Source organism: Mucilaginibacter sabulilitoris (genome assembly GCF_034262375.1).
Classification (GTDB): Bacteria; Bacteroidota; Bacteroidia; order Sphingobacteriales; family Sphingobacteriaceae; genus Mucilaginibacter; species Mucilaginibacter sabulilitoris.
The window spans coordinates 3,517,258-3,533,038 of record NZ_CP139558.1 but is presented as its reverse complement, the minus strand read 5'-3'; the positions used below and the strand labels follow the sequence as shown (position 1 = coordinate 3,533,038).

14 protein-coding genes are annotated in these 15,781 nt (G+C 44.6%); 5 read left to right on the top strand and 9 right to left on the bottom strand.

Annotated features, from left to right (window positions below):
- Nucleotides 1-4: 4 nt before the first annotated feature.
- The 4 genes from SNE25_RS15420 to SNE25_RS15405 all read right to left on the bottom strand — a co-directional run bounded on the left by SNE25_RS15420 (nt 5) and on the right by SNE25_RS15405 (nt 8,548).
- Nucleotides 5-2,326, bottom strand: coding sequence for an alpha-amylase family protein (locus SNE25_RS15420; protein ID WP_321565996.1), 2,322 nt, complete (start codon nt 2,324-2,326; stop codon nt 5-7).
- 59 nt (nt 2,327-2,385) lie between these two features.
- The gene (locus SNE25_RS15415) at nt 2,386-3,831 is read right to left on the bottom strand and encodes a RagB/SusD family nutrient uptake outer membrane protein (RefSeq protein ID WP_321565995.1); all 1,446 of its coding nucleotides are present in this window, start codon (nt 3,829-3,831) and stop codon (nt 2,386-2,388) included.
- 11 nt (nt 3,832-3,842) lie between these two features.
- Nucleotides 3,843-7,181 (bottom strand): TonB-dependent receptor, encoded by a 3,339-nt coding sequence (locus tag SNE25_RS15410; protein WP_321565994.1) that lies wholly within the window; start codon nt 7,179-7,181, stop codon nt 3,843-3,845.
- 203 nt (nt 7,182-7,384) lie between these two features.
- On the bottom strand, nt 7,385-8,548 hold the full coding sequence (locus SNE25_RS15405) for a FecR family protein (RefSeq protein ID WP_321565993.1): 1,164 nt from the start codon (nt 8,546-8,548) through the stop codon (nt 7,385-7,387).
- A gap of 208 nt (nt 8,549-8,756) precedes the next feature.
- On the opposite strand from SNE25_RS15405, the gene SNE25_RS15400 reads away from it, so the two are divergent.
- The 4 genes from SNE25_RS15400 to SNE25_RS15385 all read left to right on the top strand — a co-directional run bounded on the left by SNE25_RS15400 (nt 8,757) and on the right by SNE25_RS15385 (nt 11,534).
- Nucleotides 8,757-9,359, top strand: a complete 603-nt coding sequence (locus tag SNE25_RS15400; RefSeq protein WP_321565992.1) for an RNA polymerase sigma factor — start codon at nt 8,757-8,759, stop codon at nt 9,357-9,359.
- A gap of 392 nt (nt 9,360-9,751) precedes the next feature.
- Entirely contained in the window at nt 9,752-10,321 is a 570-nt protein-coding gene (locus SNE25_RS15395) for a Crp/Fnr family transcriptional regulator (RefSeq protein WP_321565991.1), read from the top strand.
- Between the two features lie 99 nt (nt 10,322-10,420).
- Complete coding sequence (locus tag SNE25_RS15390) at nt 10,421-11,158, top strand: SDR family NAD(P)-dependent oxidoreductase (RefSeq protein WP_321565990.1); 738 nt, start codon at nt 10,421-10,423, stop codon at nt 11,156-11,158.
- Nucleotides 11,159-11,165: 7 nt separating this feature from the next.
- Nucleotides 11,166-11,534 carry a VOC family protein gene (locus SNE25_RS15385; protein WP_321565989.1) on the top strand — a complete coding sequence of 123 codons (369 nt, stop codon included), beginning with the start codon at nt 11,166-11,168 and terminating at the stop codon, nt 11,532-11,534.
- A gap of 12 nt (nt 11,535-11,546) precedes the next feature.
- Here SNE25_RS15385 and SNE25_RS15380 read toward each other — a convergent pair whose 3' ends face one another.
- From SNE25_RS15380 to SNE25_RS15370, 3 genes are all read right to left on the bottom strand, one after another.
- The gene (locus SNE25_RS15380) at nt 11,547-11,696 is read right to left on the bottom strand and encodes a hypothetical protein (RefSeq protein ID WP_321565988.1); all 150 of its coding nucleotides are present in this window, start codon (nt 11,694-11,696) and stop codon (nt 11,547-11,549) included.
- A 94-nt stretch (nt 11,697-11,790) separates the two neighbouring features.
- Nucleotides 11,791-11,919, bottom strand: coding sequence for a hypothetical protein (locus tag SNE25_RS15375; RefSeq protein ID WP_321565987.1), 129 nt, complete (start codon nt 11,917-11,919; stop codon nt 11,791-11,793).
- A gap of 34 nt (nt 11,920-11,953) precedes the next feature.
- Entirely contained in the window at nt 11,954-12,583 is a 630-nt protein-coding gene (locus tag SNE25_RS15370) for a TetR/AcrR family transcriptional regulator (protein WP_321565986.1), read from the bottom strand.
- On the opposite strand from SNE25_RS15370, the gene SNE25_RS15365 reads away from it, so the two are divergent.
- Nucleotides 12,583-13,197 carry a cupin domain-containing protein gene (locus tag SNE25_RS15365; protein WP_321565985.1) on the top strand — a complete coding sequence of 205 codons (615 nt, stop codon included), beginning with the start codon at nt 12,583-12,585 and terminating at the stop codon, nt 13,195-13,197. The two genes, SNE25_RS15370 and SNE25_RS15365, sit on opposite strands and share 1 nt — an antisense overlap.
- Here the strand turns inward: SNE25_RS15365 and SNE25_RS31885 are convergent.
- Together SNE25_RS31885 and SNE25_RS15360 are read right to left on the bottom strand one after the other, a co-directional pair.
- The gene (locus SNE25_RS31885) at nt 13,112-13,342 is read right to left on the bottom strand and encodes a DUF4113 domain-containing protein (RefSeq protein ID WP_407667045.1); all 231 of its coding nucleotides are present in this window, start codon (nt 13,340-13,342) and stop codon (nt 13,112-13,114) included. The genes SNE25_RS15365 and SNE25_RS31885 overlap by 86 nt on opposite strands.
- 569 nt (nt 13,343-13,911) lie before the next feature.
- The gene (locus SNE25_RS15360; RefSeq protein ID WP_321565984.1) at nt 13,912-15,762 is read right to left on the bottom strand and encodes a glycoside hydrolase family 36 protein; all 1,851 of its coding nucleotides are present in this window, start codon (nt 15,760-15,762) and stop codon (nt 13,912-13,914) included.
- Nucleotides 15,763-15,781: the final 19 nt, after the last annotated feature.

The following is a 15,781-nucleotide window of genomic DNA, read 5'->3' as shown; positions in this document are numbered from 1 at the left end:
GCACTTAGCCTAACACAATGACCTCATGATTAAGCACTGTTTTTATCTCAAAATAGCAATATCCGTTTTCTGCCCGGGCAATAACAGGCTGGTTGGTTACAATAGAACGAACCGTTTTTCCTTTAACGCCGTCGGCTAATTTTACCTGTACCTTTAAAGGACCTATTCCCGTTAACTCATCAACCGGCTGGCGCCATGTGGCAGCGTTTGACAGGTTAACGATATGCAAAATCATACGCCCAGCCTGTTTATACAAATGGCAATCTACCATACCCGCCCCGGTAACGTTAAGTCCAACTTCGCCTTTCGCGGCCCACCTCACAATGTTTGCCAGTAAATTGCCATGATCCGGCAAATTGTCTCTGCCATATTGTTTGTCAATATCAGCAGGGATGAAAGCAACGCGGTTACCTTTTTTACCGGTATTAATGATCAATCCCGGAATATCTGTTTTAGGTACGCGCATCCATGCTGTTTCAGGTGGGTAAACGGGGAACTGCGGAATAAATGTAAGCACTGCTTCTGCACCTTGATCCAATTTCAGCGGACTTAACAAACCGCCAAAAGGGATAATATCAGTTTCGTCATAGCCCTTAAATATTTCATGGCGTTTTCCGCTCAAGGCCGGCTCTGTGCCCGAGGATGGACCGTCTACACCTTTGCGCATTTCAGGCAGCAAACGGAGGTAAGTATGATAGGCATCACCCGAAAATCTTTCTTTCGGAGGCTTAATTGATTCCCCCGATTTGATATGTGCGCAAAATAGGTCGCCAAGCGCATAATCATCGCGTTTCTCGCCCCATTCATTATACAAGCTGGTTTCGCCGCTTGCAATTAAACTACCTCCTCGTTCAACAAAGGCCTTTACAGCAGCAACCTGTTTGTCAGACATTACGGCGAGATTTGGCAGCACCAGTACATCAAACTGGGCGGCATCGCGTTCAATATGATCAGCATGAACCATCAGGTAGGGAATCCGGCCTTTTAACAACGCCTGTGTCATGCCCATGATAGGCAACTCTACAAGCGCATCGGAATTATCCTTACCATAATAATCTGCATTTTCCTGTGACCATACCACGCCAACCCGGGCAACAGGCTTACGGTTAATAAGGTATTGCTGATTGGCTTTGTGCCAGTTGAAAAGCGGAACAAAGGTACTGTACATCCGCCGGTCGTCATGAGAGGCGGCCAGGATGTGCCACCAGGGTTGTATACCGCCGGCCATACCATTTATTGACCACATGCGTGCTTCTTCGGGTGGTTTACAGGCCAGCCGGTACCATGGCCTGCCTGCCTGGTACATGGCCATGCTTTCGGGCACCAGTTTATCCCAGCCCAAAAGGCCGTGTATCAGTTTGCCATTAATGCCATTATGCTGAAAGCCGGCGGCATTTGACCGCGACTGATCATCCAACATAATGATATCCGCGCGTTTACAGATTTCTTTAAAATCCCTAAAACTCCTGCTTTGTCCGCTGATGGAACCACTGTTCATTCCAGACCACGTGCAATCCGGTCCGCCTACCTCTTTGGTAGTCCGGTTGTTCAGGTCCCATATTTCCAGTCTGCGGTCGTAATTCCAGCGGATCCATTGTTTGTAAACTTTATCTTCCCAGTTTTTGGATTTGGGAATATCGTTCCTGGTTTTGTCACGGAAACTCTTTTTGCAGTTGTCGCAATAGCAAATGGTTTCGCGGCCCAAACCGCTCCAGCTGTTATCGGTAAAGCCTTCGGGTTTATATAGCGTGTATATTTCGCGCAGAATGGCGGGTATATGTTGGTTATAATAAGGCCCGTTTACGCAGGTAATATAAAGTTCGCCTGCTTTAATAGGTTTACCGTCAATATCTACACAAAACCAGTCGGGATGGGCTTTGTAAACCTCCTCGTATGCACGGTTGGAGTCCATGCGGGCAAATACGGCAATGCCATCTTCATGCGCCGCGCGGCATAAGTCGCCGAAAAGGTCTCCGCCCTTAAGGTATTCTGCCGGGTGATGGAGCGGAACCTTGCTGGGATAATAGGCAACTATGCCTCCTGCATTTACTACAATACCCTGTATGCTGGTACGTTTCCAGTATTTACGCCACCAGGCAATATCATAATGCGCGGGGTCTTTTTCTGATATGTTTACCTGCCCCCAGCGGGTGAGTTCCTTGTACCATGGTAGCTTTTCTGCAGCTGCTTCCGGTTGAGCATCGTTTTTAGGTGATGCAAAGGATACCAAATCGGCTGTAGCCAGCAATGCGCTGGCAAGCATGCTTTTTTTCAGGAACGACCGTCTGCTGTCGCCTGTATCTGTAAATGCTGAATGATCTGACATATAAGTTGATAATTTAAAGGTCGATGGATAATTTATTAATTGATAAAGTCATGAAATGCTTACTGTCCATAACCCGCATTTTGAGGAAATATGGATGGGTTATTCATGAGCTGTATTTGTGTAAGCGGAATAGGAAAAACAGTCATATACGGTTGCATATCGGTCGCCTTCATGGTATCGTAGGCACGGCCTGTCCGTACAAGATCAAACCAACGCTGACCTTCAAACGAAAGTTCAAAACGGCGTTCGAGGTAAATTTTTTCACGAGTATCAGCTGGAGACAGGCTACTATAGCCAGCCAGTCCCGCCCTTGTCCGTATCTGGTTAAGGTATTGAAGCGCTTCGGCGGTCTTGCCATTTTCATTCAGCGCCTCGGCATACATCAGGAGCACATCGCCATATCTTATTACCTTCCAGTTGGCACGGCTGTCGTTACCCGTTTGCACAGGCGTAAGGTACTTTTTAGTATAAGTTTGTGAAGTTTGTGGCGGCAGGGTAATAAAATCGTGGTTGCCGTTGTAAAAACCTCCTGCTACACCTACCGTAATATCTTTCCGCTTGTCGTTCGGGTCAAAAGCATCCATTAATTTTTGCGTGGGCGAATTGGTTTCCTGCAGCGTGCCGTTAACACCAAAAAATGTAGCCATTGGCCCCGAGTTTGGCATAAACTGGTTGGTAAAAATACTGCCGCGGCCAATGCCTTGCTCATACTCAATGTCAAATATATATTCGCTGTGATGCTCATCCTTGGTATAGTCAAACAGGTCATTATAATTGGGTAGTAAGGCGTAGCCCATAGTGGTTACCTCCTGAAACTTTTTCTCAGCGTTTGCAAAATCCTTTCGGTATAAATATACTTTGCCTAATAATGCGCTGGCCGCCCCTTTGGTAGCCCGTCCGATGTCAGGCCCTGTATATTTTTGGGGCAACGCCGCTTCAGCAGCAATCAGATCAGGAATAATTACCTTATTATAAATGTCATCTACCTTTTCGCGGCCAATTTTATATGATTCTTCAATGGTTACCGGTTTGGTGATCATAGGCACATCGCCAAATATTCTAACCAGGTCAAAATAGGCAAGCGCACGCAGAAAGTGTGCCTCTGCCATATAACGCTGTTTATTGGTTACCACAGCAGAGTCTGTTGCTGCAATTTTAGAAAGGATGGTATTCGAACCGTAAATGATCTTGTAGTAATTAAGCCAGGTGCTGCTCATAAGCCCATCTGAGCTGTTGGTGGTAAAAACATCAACAAAATACCAGGGTGAGTTTTTTATTACCTGCTGCCAGGAGTCGTCGCCACGTACATCGCCAAACATCCAAAAGTTCTGATACTGGTCTTCATAGGTACTGTAAACACCTGTGGTAGCATCCTGAAAATCTTTGTCGGTTTTATAAACGGCGTCAACGCTAACCGATGATGGCGGTGTTAATTCAATAAAACTCTTTTTACATGATGCCATAAACACAATGCTTAGGGCAAGTATGCTGATTATCTTTTTCATAATGATTACTGTTAAAATGATAAGTTTAGTCCTAAAACAAAGCTTTTGGCTATGGGATAATCATTAGCCTCCAAACCTGGCGTAAGCGCATCGGCACTGGTACTTACGTCGGGATTAAACGCGGTGTTTTTTGTTACGATAAAAGGATTGGTAGCCGTAAAGTAAAACCGGAGCGCACTGATACCTATTTTTTGCACAAACTGATCCGGTAGCTGATAACCCACAGTAATATTGTTTACACGCAAATAAGATCCAGCATCTAAAAATGCCTGGCTGTTTTCGCGTACTCCACCGGTTGGTGAGTTATTAGGTCTTGGTGTTTTACCATCTCCCGGATCATCAGCAGATTTCCAATAGTTATTGGTGAAGGTGTAACCCCTGTAACGGCCGCGGGTACTGTTTCCCGATCCTCTTGAAAGATCGTAGATCTGATTGCCGTGTACACCCTGCACATTTACGCTTAAACTTATACGCGCATAACTAAATCTATTGGTCATGCCGTAGTAGAAATTGGGGTATGGTGAACCCATGATCGTTTTATCAAAACTGTTGATCACACCATCGGGAGTTCCGTTTGGCCCACTGATATCTTTAAAGCGAATATCACCGGGCCTTGAATGGTCAGCCGCACCCGGATTGTAAATCGGGCCTTTATCAATATCGGCCTGGTTTTTAAATATGCCATCGGTTACATAGCCATAAAACATACCTATAGGCTGCCCGATCATGGTGACGTTGGTGCCGGAATAGATAGGATCACCCTGCGGACCGAGTTTGGTTACTTTATTTTTATAGGTAGAGATATTAAAATCTGTTGACCATGTGAATTTGCCCCTGAAGTTATCGGTACTTAAAACAAATTCCCATCCTTTGTTTTTAACTTCCCCAATATTTTGCAGCGCGGTACTGAACCCGGTTACCGCAGGCACATTTACGTTCAGCAGCAAATTACTGTTAACAGAGTGAAAGTAATCGGCTGATAGATTTATTCTCCGGTCAAACAAGCTGATGTCAACACCTGTATTGAATGACTGCTGGGTTTCCCAGGTAAGCGCAGGATTGGCTAATTGCCCGGGTGAATAACCGCCAACGGCAGCATTCGCAAACGGATAGGACTGATAATTAATGAGCGCGTATTGCTGATAATTGCCAATGTTGTTATTGCCTGTTTTACCATAACTGGTACGGATCTTCAGATCGCTTAAAAAGCTTACATCCTTTAAAAAATCTTCCTGCGATATACGCCATGCCAGCGCTGCCGATGGAAACAGACCATATTTTTTCTCGGATCCAAAACGGGACGAGCCATCAGTACGGATAGATGCTGTTAGGTAGTATTTGCCCGCATAATTATAATTAATTCTGGCCAGGTATGACAGCAACGACCATTCAGACTTTGTTGAAGTTCCGTAGGTGATCTGGCCGCTGGTTGCGCTAAGTGTGGGCACAAGGTTGTTAGGAAACTTATTGCTGTTCATACTGTTGGTAGAAAACACATCCTTTTGAGCTGTAAAACCACCCACAGCCGATATATTATGCTTCCCCATAGTTTTGGTGTAATTCAGTGTATATTCCGAAAGCCAATTTACATCAAGGTTTTGCGCGTCTGTACCGTATGCCGGGTTGTTAAAAAAAACGGGCAACTGCGGTTTAAAGGTCATGTCTTTAATAGTAGATATATTACCGCCTAATAATATATTGAGGTTAAGGCCATCAATGATTTTATAGCTGGCATTCACGTTACCTACAAAGCCAAATGTTTTGGTGTTGGCAATGGTTTCATTTACTACGGCTAAGGGGTTCTGAAAATCACCATTGGCGGCCAGACCACGGAAAATAGTGTAATTGCCATTAGCATCTAACAAGGGATAAAACGGGTTAACCGCTACGGCGCTTACTATACTGCCCGAAACATCAGTAGCATTAGGACCTGTACCTGTTACCGGAAGTGAGCTTTTTTCTGCATAGGAGGGATTTAAATTTACTTTCACCGTAAGCTTTTTTGATAGGTTGGCATCAATGTTAGCCCTTACATTATATCTTTTAAACCAGCTATTTTTAACCAGGCCATCCTGATCAAGAAACTCACCGCTTAGGTAATACCTTACACCTTCGGTGCCACCGGAAGCAGCAAGCTGATATTGCTTTTGCGGGGCGGTCCGTAAAATCGCGTCAAGCGCATTTTCGTCAATCTTGTTTTTACCGCTTAACACATCCAGAATATCCTGCGGGACAACTACTTTCCAGGCGTTGGGCGGGCCGGAAATATCATTACCGGCATCAATATTTTGATTTTTGATACCATCGTAATAATAGTTTGCCTCCTCTATGGAATTTTTAAGCTGCGGAACCCTCAATACACTCTGATAACCATAATAGGAATCAAGGGCAATGGTTGCTTTACCTGATTTCCCCCGTTTGGTGTTAATAATGATAACACCATTTGAACCGCGCGAACCATAAATAGCAGTGGCCGATGCATCTTTTAAAATGTCGAGACTTTCGATATCATTTGGGTTGAGGGTTTGAATATTGTCTATGGGAAAGCCATCTACCACATATAAAGGACCTGATCCGGCGGAGATACTGCTGATACCGCGTATTCTCACCTGCGGTGCCGCACCCGGCTCACCAGATGTCGTTTTAACCTGTACCCCCGCTATTTTGCCGGATAGGGCCTGATCAACGCGTGTAACCGCTAAATCTTTGATAGTTTTGTTATCAATCGAAGAAACTGCACCGGTGAGGTCTTTCCGTTTGGCCGTCCCATATCCAATTACCACCACCTCATTAAGGGCTTTATTTTCTTCAACCAGTTTTATTGTAAAAGCGATTCTGTTATTGATGGCGATTTCCTGGCTTATAAAACCTATAAAGGAAAATACAAGCGTACCATTTCCCGGCCCGCGTATAGAAAATTTCCCGGCGCCGTCCGTAACCACACCACTTGTGGTTCCTTTAAGTTTTACACTCACACCAGGTAGCGTGACTCCTTTTTCGTCCGTAACTATACCAGTTATTGTAATGTCGTTTCTTTCAGAGGCGATCACTGATGCTGGCTTTGTTTGCACCACTACGGTGCGGGCTTCTATCACATAAGTCACCGGCTGGCCTTTAAAGCATTCTTTCAATGCATATTCAATGGGTACGCCTGATAGCGATACGTTTACCGGAACAGTGTTTTTTAACATTTGGTCATTAAACAGTACATTGTATCCGCTTTGCTTTTGTATCCGGAGGAGTACTTTGTGTAATGATTCATTTTTCACATTGAGGCTTACTGTTTGACCATACATGGAAGCTGTTGCCTGAAAAGAAACAAACACTAAGAATAAGATCGTTTTTACCATGATTAGGAACCTTATAGCAGGAATACAGGAGACCTTCCTAAATTTAATTAGAAGTCGAAAATTCATATCTTTGAATAGTTTGGGTTTATAAATTGATTCTCTCATCAGATGTAAATGGATAACCCGACATTATCCAGGAGCGCCTCGGAACGCTTCTGGTTTTTTTATGTTATACCATTATTGGGTTGAAGATGTAGTAATTTTTATTGCATGACGAGAATCCTCCTTTCTTCTATTTTAAAATGAACAGCACCGGTAAGTTGCAACAACTTGAGTACCTCTGTTATATTTTCAAACTGTGAAATGGTGCCGGTAAAGGTGCGGTCGGTAATATTGCTGGTATATTCGATATCTACATTATACCACCTGGATACTCGTTTCATAATGCTCCGGATATCATCATTAACAAACATGAAGCTTCCGTTTTTCCAGGCTATGTCCTGCGCTGTATTAACATCACGGACCCTGAAGGCTGCATTGTCTTTTCTTTCAATAACACCCTGCTGCCCGGGAGCGAGTAATACATTGCCCTGTTTATTGGTTAATTTAACAGAGCCTTCCAACAGCGTTGTTCTTACCTCAGGTTCATCATCATAAGCCATAATGTTAAAATGGGTGCCTAAAACCTTTACTTCGGTGTTATTGTTGAGCATTACTTTAAATGGCATACGCTTCTTCTTGGCAACTTCAAAATAAGCTTCACCGGTTAGTTGTACATCCCGTTCTGCTCCCGCAAAAGATGTCGGAAATGTTAGCGTTGATGATGAATTGAGCCAAACGTTAGTGCCATCGGGCAGCACGATCTGGTATTTACCTCCACGCGGAATGGTAATGGTATTTAAGTGGTTAGCCGCCTGCGGCTGGGTAACTGTTTTATTGAAATTATAAACGATAAGACCATTGGCCGATTTGGTCACCGCAGTACCGCCTTGTCTGGTCAACACCCCTTTTTTGGCATTATCAAGTACGATATGGCTACCGTCGGCAAGCGTGAGTACCGCTTTATTTGACCCAGGTCTTATATCATTTTTGAAAACTGTTGATTTTTTTTCAGAAGGGTTACGGCTACCGGATGATCTGTTGCTGATATATATTCCTACACATAGAAATATGAGTACAGATGCAGCAGCGGCATATTTCCAGGTAAGTTTACGAACATCAGGCTTAGGCCGCACTTTCATACTTTGCTGTAGCCTGCTGTAAAGTAAGCGCTTCATATGCTCCTGGTCGCCCATATCACTATCGCTCCACTGCTCTTCTGCCATGCCAAACTCATTCTGGTACTGTTGTAAACGAGCTTCTTCCCCGGGTGTACAATGGCCATTCAGATATTTCTCGCAGAGCGCCAAATATTCATTTTCCGTCATGAGGCAATACTTTATATAATTGGTTTATATAAGTATCTGATACAATTTTCACTTGCCACGCACATAAAAAAGTTGAAATATTTTGAATATTTCTGAAATGAGGCCAAGGATGCCTGAAAAATAGCCGGAGTGTGGGGCAAAGTTAAATGTGTGTTAATAAAAGTTTCACTTACTAATTTTTAATATATAGCTTTATGCAAACCAATGTATGCTTAAAAATAATTTAACAGATTCCGAATTATTAGAAGCTATTATTATCAATGACGAAAAGGCGTTTAATCAATTATTTGAGCGCCACTGGTCAAAAGTATATACTATGGCCTTCAGGTATGTAAAGGATCAGGAAACCTGCCTTGAAATTACTCATGATGTTTTCCTGAATATCTGGAAGAAACGGCACGAATTGCATATTAAATCATTTAAAAGCTACGTAATTACAGCAGCCAGCTATCATGGCATCAGAAAAAAACAAATATTAAAAGCAATTCCGATCAATTACGTGGAAAACTATGAGTATACCGAAGATAACGCTGATTTAAGCAACCCGCATGTCGCGGTTAATTTTGGAGAAACCGCCCTTTATAAAAGTGAATTGGATTTAGAAGTTGACCACCTGCTAAATGACCTCCCCAAACGTTGCCGTGAAATTTATACTATGAGCCGTAAGGAAAACCTGTCGATTGCCGAAATTGCGGATCGCCTGCAAATTTCAAGGCGCACCGTAGAAAACCAGCTTTCAAATGCTTTAAAACATTTAAGAAACGGATTAAAATATATTTTGCTGGTAATCATATTCAGGTTTTTACAATAGAAAAGGAATCGATATGATCTATAAAATTTTCTGAATTTGAACAAACTGGCCGGGGTTTATCTGTTTGTTTTCCCGCGCGTCATAAAATAGCGCTACGTAAAAATTGTCTACGGCATATAGTTGTGCCTGTGAGCCGTCCTCCCTACGGTCTGCTAGGAAGCCGCCCTGCCAGATTGCATTGGCCTTATGGTAGTCAGTGAGGATGTTGAATTCGTAGCGCGTCATTCCTTCAAAAATACCGAATGATGTGGTTAAACAAAATATGGTTGAAATTTATAATATGTCCTTTCAGTTGATGCCAGTCAAACTTAGCGGATTGAAGATTCCATTGGTCATCAGCAGGTAAAGAGAAGATATGGAAGAAAAATCTGCGGTTTTACTAAATTAGCGCCGTGTTTGAAATATTTAAAGCCTATGTCCTGCGCCATGCTGCGGTGAGCGATGACGAATTCGCGTTACTGGAATCCGTTGCGCGCGTGAAAAAACTACGCAAGCGCCAGTACCTGCTTCAGGAAGGCGATGTCTGCAAATACCATTGCTTTATCACGAAAGGTCTGATGCGGACTTATTCGGTAGATAATAAAGGCAATGAGCACATTACCCGTTTTGCCAAAGAGGAATGGTGGATCAGCGACCGCGAAAGCCTGCTGACGGAGACCTCGAGCCGGTTTAATATCGATGCGATTGAAGATTCGGAAATGTTGCTGTGGAACAAAGCGGACATGGATATGCTGATGGAAAAATTGCCGGTATTCAGCAAAATGATCAATGATATCCTGAATAAGAGTTTTATTACTTCGCAGAACCGCATCCACGAAGCTATCAGCAGTACGGCGGAAGAAAAATATCAAAATTTTGTGCGGCGTTATCCTGACTTTGCGCTGCGCGCGCCGCAAGGGATGATCGCATCTTACCTGGGCATCAAACCGGAAACCCTGAGCCGGCTGCGTAATAAGCGCTAATGCGTTTTGATTGACATTTGTCAATTGTTTTCTTGACAAACCTCATCGTTCCGAGGCTGCTTTTCGTAGCAATTTTGCTTCATAACAAAAGCAAAAAACATGTCACGTAAATTAGAAAACAAAGTCGCCGTAATTACTGGCGCAACCAGCGGGATGGCTTTAGCCACCGCCAAATTATTTGTAGCCCAAGGCGCTTATGTATATATCACCGGCCGTCGCCAGGAGCAGTTGGATGCTGCTGTAGCAGATATCGGCAGCAATGTGACCGGAGTACAAGGTGATACCGGCAATTTAGCCGATCTGGACCGCTTGTTCGAGACCGTTAAACAGGCGCATGGCCGCATTGATGTGTTATATGCGAGCGCGGGCATCGGTCACTGGAATGAACCTGTTGCAACTATTTCGCCGGAAGAATATGACCGCGTGTTCGATGTCAATGTCAAAGGTACGTTGTTCACCGTACAAAAAGCCCTGCCTTTGCTGAACGATGGCGCATCTATCATCATGACAGGTTCAATTGCCAGTATGAAAGGTTTGCCGGGTATGGGTGTTTACAGCGCCAGCAAAGCGGCCCTCCGTTCTTTCGCCCGCACCTGGACGTTAGAATTACAACCGCGCAAGATCCGGGTGAACGTGATCAGCCCTGGTTCGATCGATACCGCGACATTTGATGGGGTACCGCAGGAAACCAGGGACATTTTCACATCCAAGATACCGATGGGGCGCTTTGGTGAATCTGAAGAGATCGCTTCCACCGCTTTATTCCTGGCTTCGGCGGATTCGAGTTATATCACCGGTATCGAACTGTTCGTTGACGGGGGGTTGGCGCAGATCTAAGATCGCTATGGTTAAGGAAACAGTTCATCTGTTTATTACGCATTACAGCGCCGGCACCCGCGACCCGATGCCGGCGCTTTTGCGTTCGCTGTTCGGCGGCGCGGAGGTCTATACAGAACCTGGTTCGTGTGCGTACCAGATTGCGCCGGGCATTGTGCTGCAGCTTTGCAATGCGGGGGTGCAGCCGCCGGCGTACCTGACGGAAGCACCACAGCCGGTGATCAGCTGGCGGGTGGAGGATCTGGATTCGGCTGTTAGCACTGCCCTGGATTTGGGGGCAGTTGTACTGGAGCGGCAAACAGATGCCTGTACCGGTTTTGCGGTCTGTCATTTAAAGTTGCCGGATCTAAGCGTGATTGGCTTCTTTGCCGTTTGATCCGAATCCGGATTAATGCTGCTTAAAATACTGTATTTCCTTTTCATGCTTTTGCGCGGCTTCCTTGGAATCGAAGGTGCCCAGGTTTTTCCGTTTATGAGTTTCGGGGTCTACTTTCCTGGAATAGATGCGGTATTGTCCTGATTTTAATTTCCTGATCATCAGATGTTGTTATTTAATATTGCGGATAACGCCTGCTTGTTTCCTATTTCAGAAACGAACGGGCAGTGATTTGGTTTGCCGGAGCGCGATTCACTTATATGATCGTCATCTTTTCGATCCTGATACGGGGACCGGCTATCGCACCATTGGCGAGGCGCTTGAAAAACAGCGACGAAGGCGCGAATGACTGTTCTTTCATCACCTCCCTGGTTATCCGGTCCAATGGTTTATAAGTAGGTGACAGGAACAGGTAAGTTCTATTTGAAGGTTTTCAAAAATTTCTGAAGGTCTGCCTTGCCTTCTTCTGTAGCAATCAATTGCAGCAGTCCAGCCATTCTGCGCAAGTAGGTATGTACGGCCTTTTCTTCCTGATCGATCAATCCGTCGATGGTGGCCTCGCAGATCCACAGGCGACCCGTGGCGGATAATGCACCTAATACGGGCTCCATATCCTTCGCCGAAAGCGACAGCAAATAACCTTCGTTAACCAGTGTTTCCAATTCCTGGGTGAATAATTTTCGCCGGGTGATCAACCCCTCCCTGTATTTTTTTGCAAAGGCGATATTCTGTTGCAGCCATAAAGGCAGGCTGAGGAAAAATGCCCGGTACTGATACTGGTTAAAATAAAGGGCTTTGTTCATTTCCATGAAACCGTACAGGCCAGGAGCTTTGGACCGTTGGAGTATTTCGCTGTTCGAGGCCGTCAGTCGCTCAGCCAGTTCCTGTAACAGGTCATTTTTAGTTGGGAAATAATAAGTGATATTCCCGCCTTTTGTGTTCAGTTCTTTGGCCAGTTCTCGCACGCCGACATATTCTACGCCATAAGCATTATACATCTCCAAAGCCTTATTGACGATCGTTTCGCGGGTTGATATTTTATTTGACATTGTCAAGTTTTGTATTTAGTTTTGACAGTGTCAAAAATATAAAAATTATGCAAATCGCAAAGGATCGTATAGAGCTGCCTTTGGCAGTACATTATAAACCGGATGATTACATCATCTTCCAACGTTATTTCACCGACGATCAGGGCCGGCCGGTGGTCGCTGTAGAAGGCAAGACGCCACCTAAGGGCGGACCGCCTGAGCACGTACATATTAAGCAGGACGAATATCTGAGGGTCATCTCGGGTACGATGGGCATTAAAGAGCCGGGTAAACCCGAGCGGTTCATCACCGCTGGTGAAACCGTATTGTGGGAAGCCGGTGTCACTCACAAATTCTGGAATGCCGGCGAAGATACACTGCATTACGACGGCTGGGTGACCCCGGTCGACAGTTTTGTCTTTTTGTTATCTGAAATACACAAGGCTGTTTATGCGGGTAACTATAAACCGAGCATGTTCGACATCGCCTTTCTGATGCGAAGGTACCGGTCGGAATTTCGCATGACAGAGATCCCCGGTTTTATACAGGCTACTTATTTTCCCTTGCTGGTATCCCTGGGTAAATGGCTGGGCAAGTACAGAAAATATGAAAATGCGCCGGAATCGGTTCATTAAGAGCATCAGTTGATAACGATATCCCACCAGTTCGTGGTGTCGGCTTACTTAGAGACTCCTGTTTCATAACCCATTTAGGTTCAAAGCTGTCTGCGGCTAAGCGGATGGTGCCGTGGCCGTGTCGGTTCTCTGCTGTGCTCGTAATTGGAGAACAGATTGTACTGTACTTCGCCGCCGGAGATGATACCAGTGGCGCGAACGGTCTGGACGGCTACTCGAGTCCCTAACTGAACGAAATTCGAATCAACTATTAGATCAAATGTACGTTTTGAACGACTTAGAGCACTTTTAACGATCCTTAGTGGGTGTTTTTCGAACCATTCATTTTGGAGTTTGAGCTCTGTCGGGGCTTGACTTCCGGAATATTTTACATTCAGTTTTTTTATGCTACGCAAATAGACTGCGCATCACCCCGCTTAAATTTGTACTTTACATTTGTTATACTCGGCACCCCATGAATACCATGTTAACATCCCTGGAATCAGATATTCTTAACTGCTATTATAAAAAATTGGAATCGATGGATGGAGTTACCGCGTTAATTCAACCTGATGATTTCATATGGGAAAACAGTTCGGAAGAATTAAGAGTATGCGTTTCCATTGAGATCAACTCTCCAGCCAACATCAACCAACCACATGTCTTAAAAATTTTTAATGACCTAACAGAAATGGTCAAAGAGTACCTAAAAGTGAGGAAAGCGCTATAAGGAAATTATCGTAAGCAAGCTATCCCCGAAGGCGGAATAGGCAACTTCTGTATAGCTGTACCAGCTTTTAATCTGCTAACCCGTATTTTTTTCCCTTCACAGTTAAATATCTCAGCTCTATAGCTTCGAGCTGCCATTAACTTTATCAATACTCCGTCGGTGGTTTTCCCGTTAATGATATCCACAAAAGGTTTATTTAAAAGAAGCGGTTGACTTTGGTCGCTATAAACTGCAGCTATCAGCTTACCTCCTTTTCCGCTACTGAGCATCGGGTAATTCATTTCCGGCCCATAAGCCCTGAATTTCCCGTTTATTAACACGTCTTTATTTTTGAGCCAGTAACGGGTATAAAACTGAATCATATTGAGGTGCGATGCAGAGATCTCGGTTAATCGTACGGAAAGTTGAGGAACGGAGAAGATCACATTCAGGAACTGAAGGGCCGCAATCTCCGGCGTATCATAGTAATTCCATGTGAGCATATCAGAATGAACAGCTGTTCCCCCGGCCAGCAACCTGATGTCTGTTATCCTGATCCGGTTTGTAAGCGCTGCAGCTGCACAGTCGCCGGCCCTGAACATGTTGCCATATTTACGCATCGCCGGGCCTGTGTAAGATTGTCTAAACTCGATCAGGACATCCGGTTTGATGGTGGTAAGTGCATTCTTTATATCCGACATCAACGCATCGACACCCGCATAAACCGATTGATAATCTGCCTCTTTATCAGCAACAGGCGGATCACCGGGTTGATTAGTAAAACTATCGATAAAATCAAGTTTAAACCCATCAAGCTTCCATGACTTCAGGGCCTGCACATATCGATCAACAATGAACTTCCGTACCTCAGGATATCTCGGATCAAGTATCACGGCGGATCGACGGTCGCTTTTGTATAATACTTTGTTTTCAAAGCGTTTGTAAGCTTCGGCATGATAGCCCATAAATGGCACCGAATACCAAAGCAGGCACTTCATCCCGGTTGCATGTACCTTTTTCACGAAATCAGCCATATGTACAAGTCGCTCCGGCTTCCAGTCGCCGGTAAAACCATAGCCTCCCGAATGGTTAACTGTTTGCCAGCCGTCATCGACAATAATTCCGGTATAGCCCAGCTTATGCGCTTCCGCGCATTCTTTAAGCAATAAAGCCTCATTAAAATTCTGGTGATAGCTATACCAGGTTGAATACAACGGCTGCTTCGCTGCCAGCGGAATTAAAGCAGGACGATACTCGGGCATGGCCGCCCACCACGCGCCTACCTGGTTTAATGCTTCCTCATATCTTTCATCCCGGTCGTTCAGCATCAGGATAACCTGGTACGACCTGCTGTTCCGCTCTTCGCCAGTGAGCTCAATGCCTGCACTGCAATTAAGTACTGAATTATCTTCATTCACACCTGCAGACAAGGTAGTTTTATGAAATGCATCAGATAAAGCTATCGTTAACCGGTTTTGCCCGGCATCGTTATACATGGCTAAAACCGGCGCCTGGCTGGCAAGGTTAGCTTGCACTTTAAAGCCTGCGTGCATAAATCGAGCTTCATTGCCATTGGTGGTCCAGAAGCCGGTAACATCCCGGAGCGGGCAGCTCCATTTGATGTTAATTTCATTTTTAAATGCTCCGGTAGTAGTAAAGCGACAAGTTAAAAGTAAAACCCCGGCTTCAGAGCGCTCATGACTTATATCCACGTTCACACCTTCCTGTTTTGGAATAGTGAATTTGAAAGCACCCGCCTGGTATTCCTGGGCTTTGGCTTGTATACCCACAATACAAAACATGAATAATAGTAATTTCAAAGCATGAGCAGCTTTAAAGCCTTTTTTGCTTTTAGGTTTAGATATGGTAATTTTCATTTGCTAATTCAGGTATCAA

Coding starts and splice junctions, on each gene's coding strand:
- SNE25_RS15405 (WP_321565993.1), bottom strand. CDS start 8,548: ATGACGGAAAATGAATATTTGGCGCTCTGCGAGAAATATCTGAATGGC.
- SNE25_RS15420 (WP_321565996.1), bottom strand. CDS start 2,326: ATGTCAGATCATTCAGCATTTACAGATACAGGCGACAGCAGACGGTCG.
- SNE25_RS15390 (WP_321565990.1), top strand. CDS start 10,421: ATGTCACGTAAATTAGAAAACAAAGTCGCCGTAATTACTGGCGCAACC.
- SNE25_RS15415 (WP_321565995.1), bottom strand. CDS start 3,831: ATGAAAAAGATAATCAGCATACTTGCCCTAAGCATTGTGTTTATGGCA.
- SNE25_RS15360 (WP_321565984.1), bottom strand. CDS start 15,762: ATGAAAATTACCATATCTAAACCTAAAAGCAAAAAAGGCTTTAAAGCT.
- SNE25_RS15400 (WP_321565992.1), top strand. CDS start 8,757: ATGCTTAAAAATAATTTAACAGATTCCGAATTATTAGAAGCTATTATT.
- SNE25_RS15370 (WP_321565986.1), bottom strand. CDS start 12,583: ATGTCAAATAAAATATCAACCCGCGAAACGATCGTCAATAAGGCTTTG.
- SNE25_RS15385 (WP_321565989.1), top strand. CDS start 11,166: ATGGTTAAGGAAACAGTTCATCTGTTTATTACGCATTACAGCGCCGGC.
- SNE25_RS15380 (WP_321565988.1), bottom strand. CDS start 11,696: ATGATCAGGAAATTAAAATCAGGACAATACCGCATCTATTCCAGGAAA.
- SNE25_RS15410 (WP_321565994.1), bottom strand. CDS start 7,181: ATGGTAAAAACGATCTTATTCTTAGTGTTTGTTTCTTTTCAGGCAACA.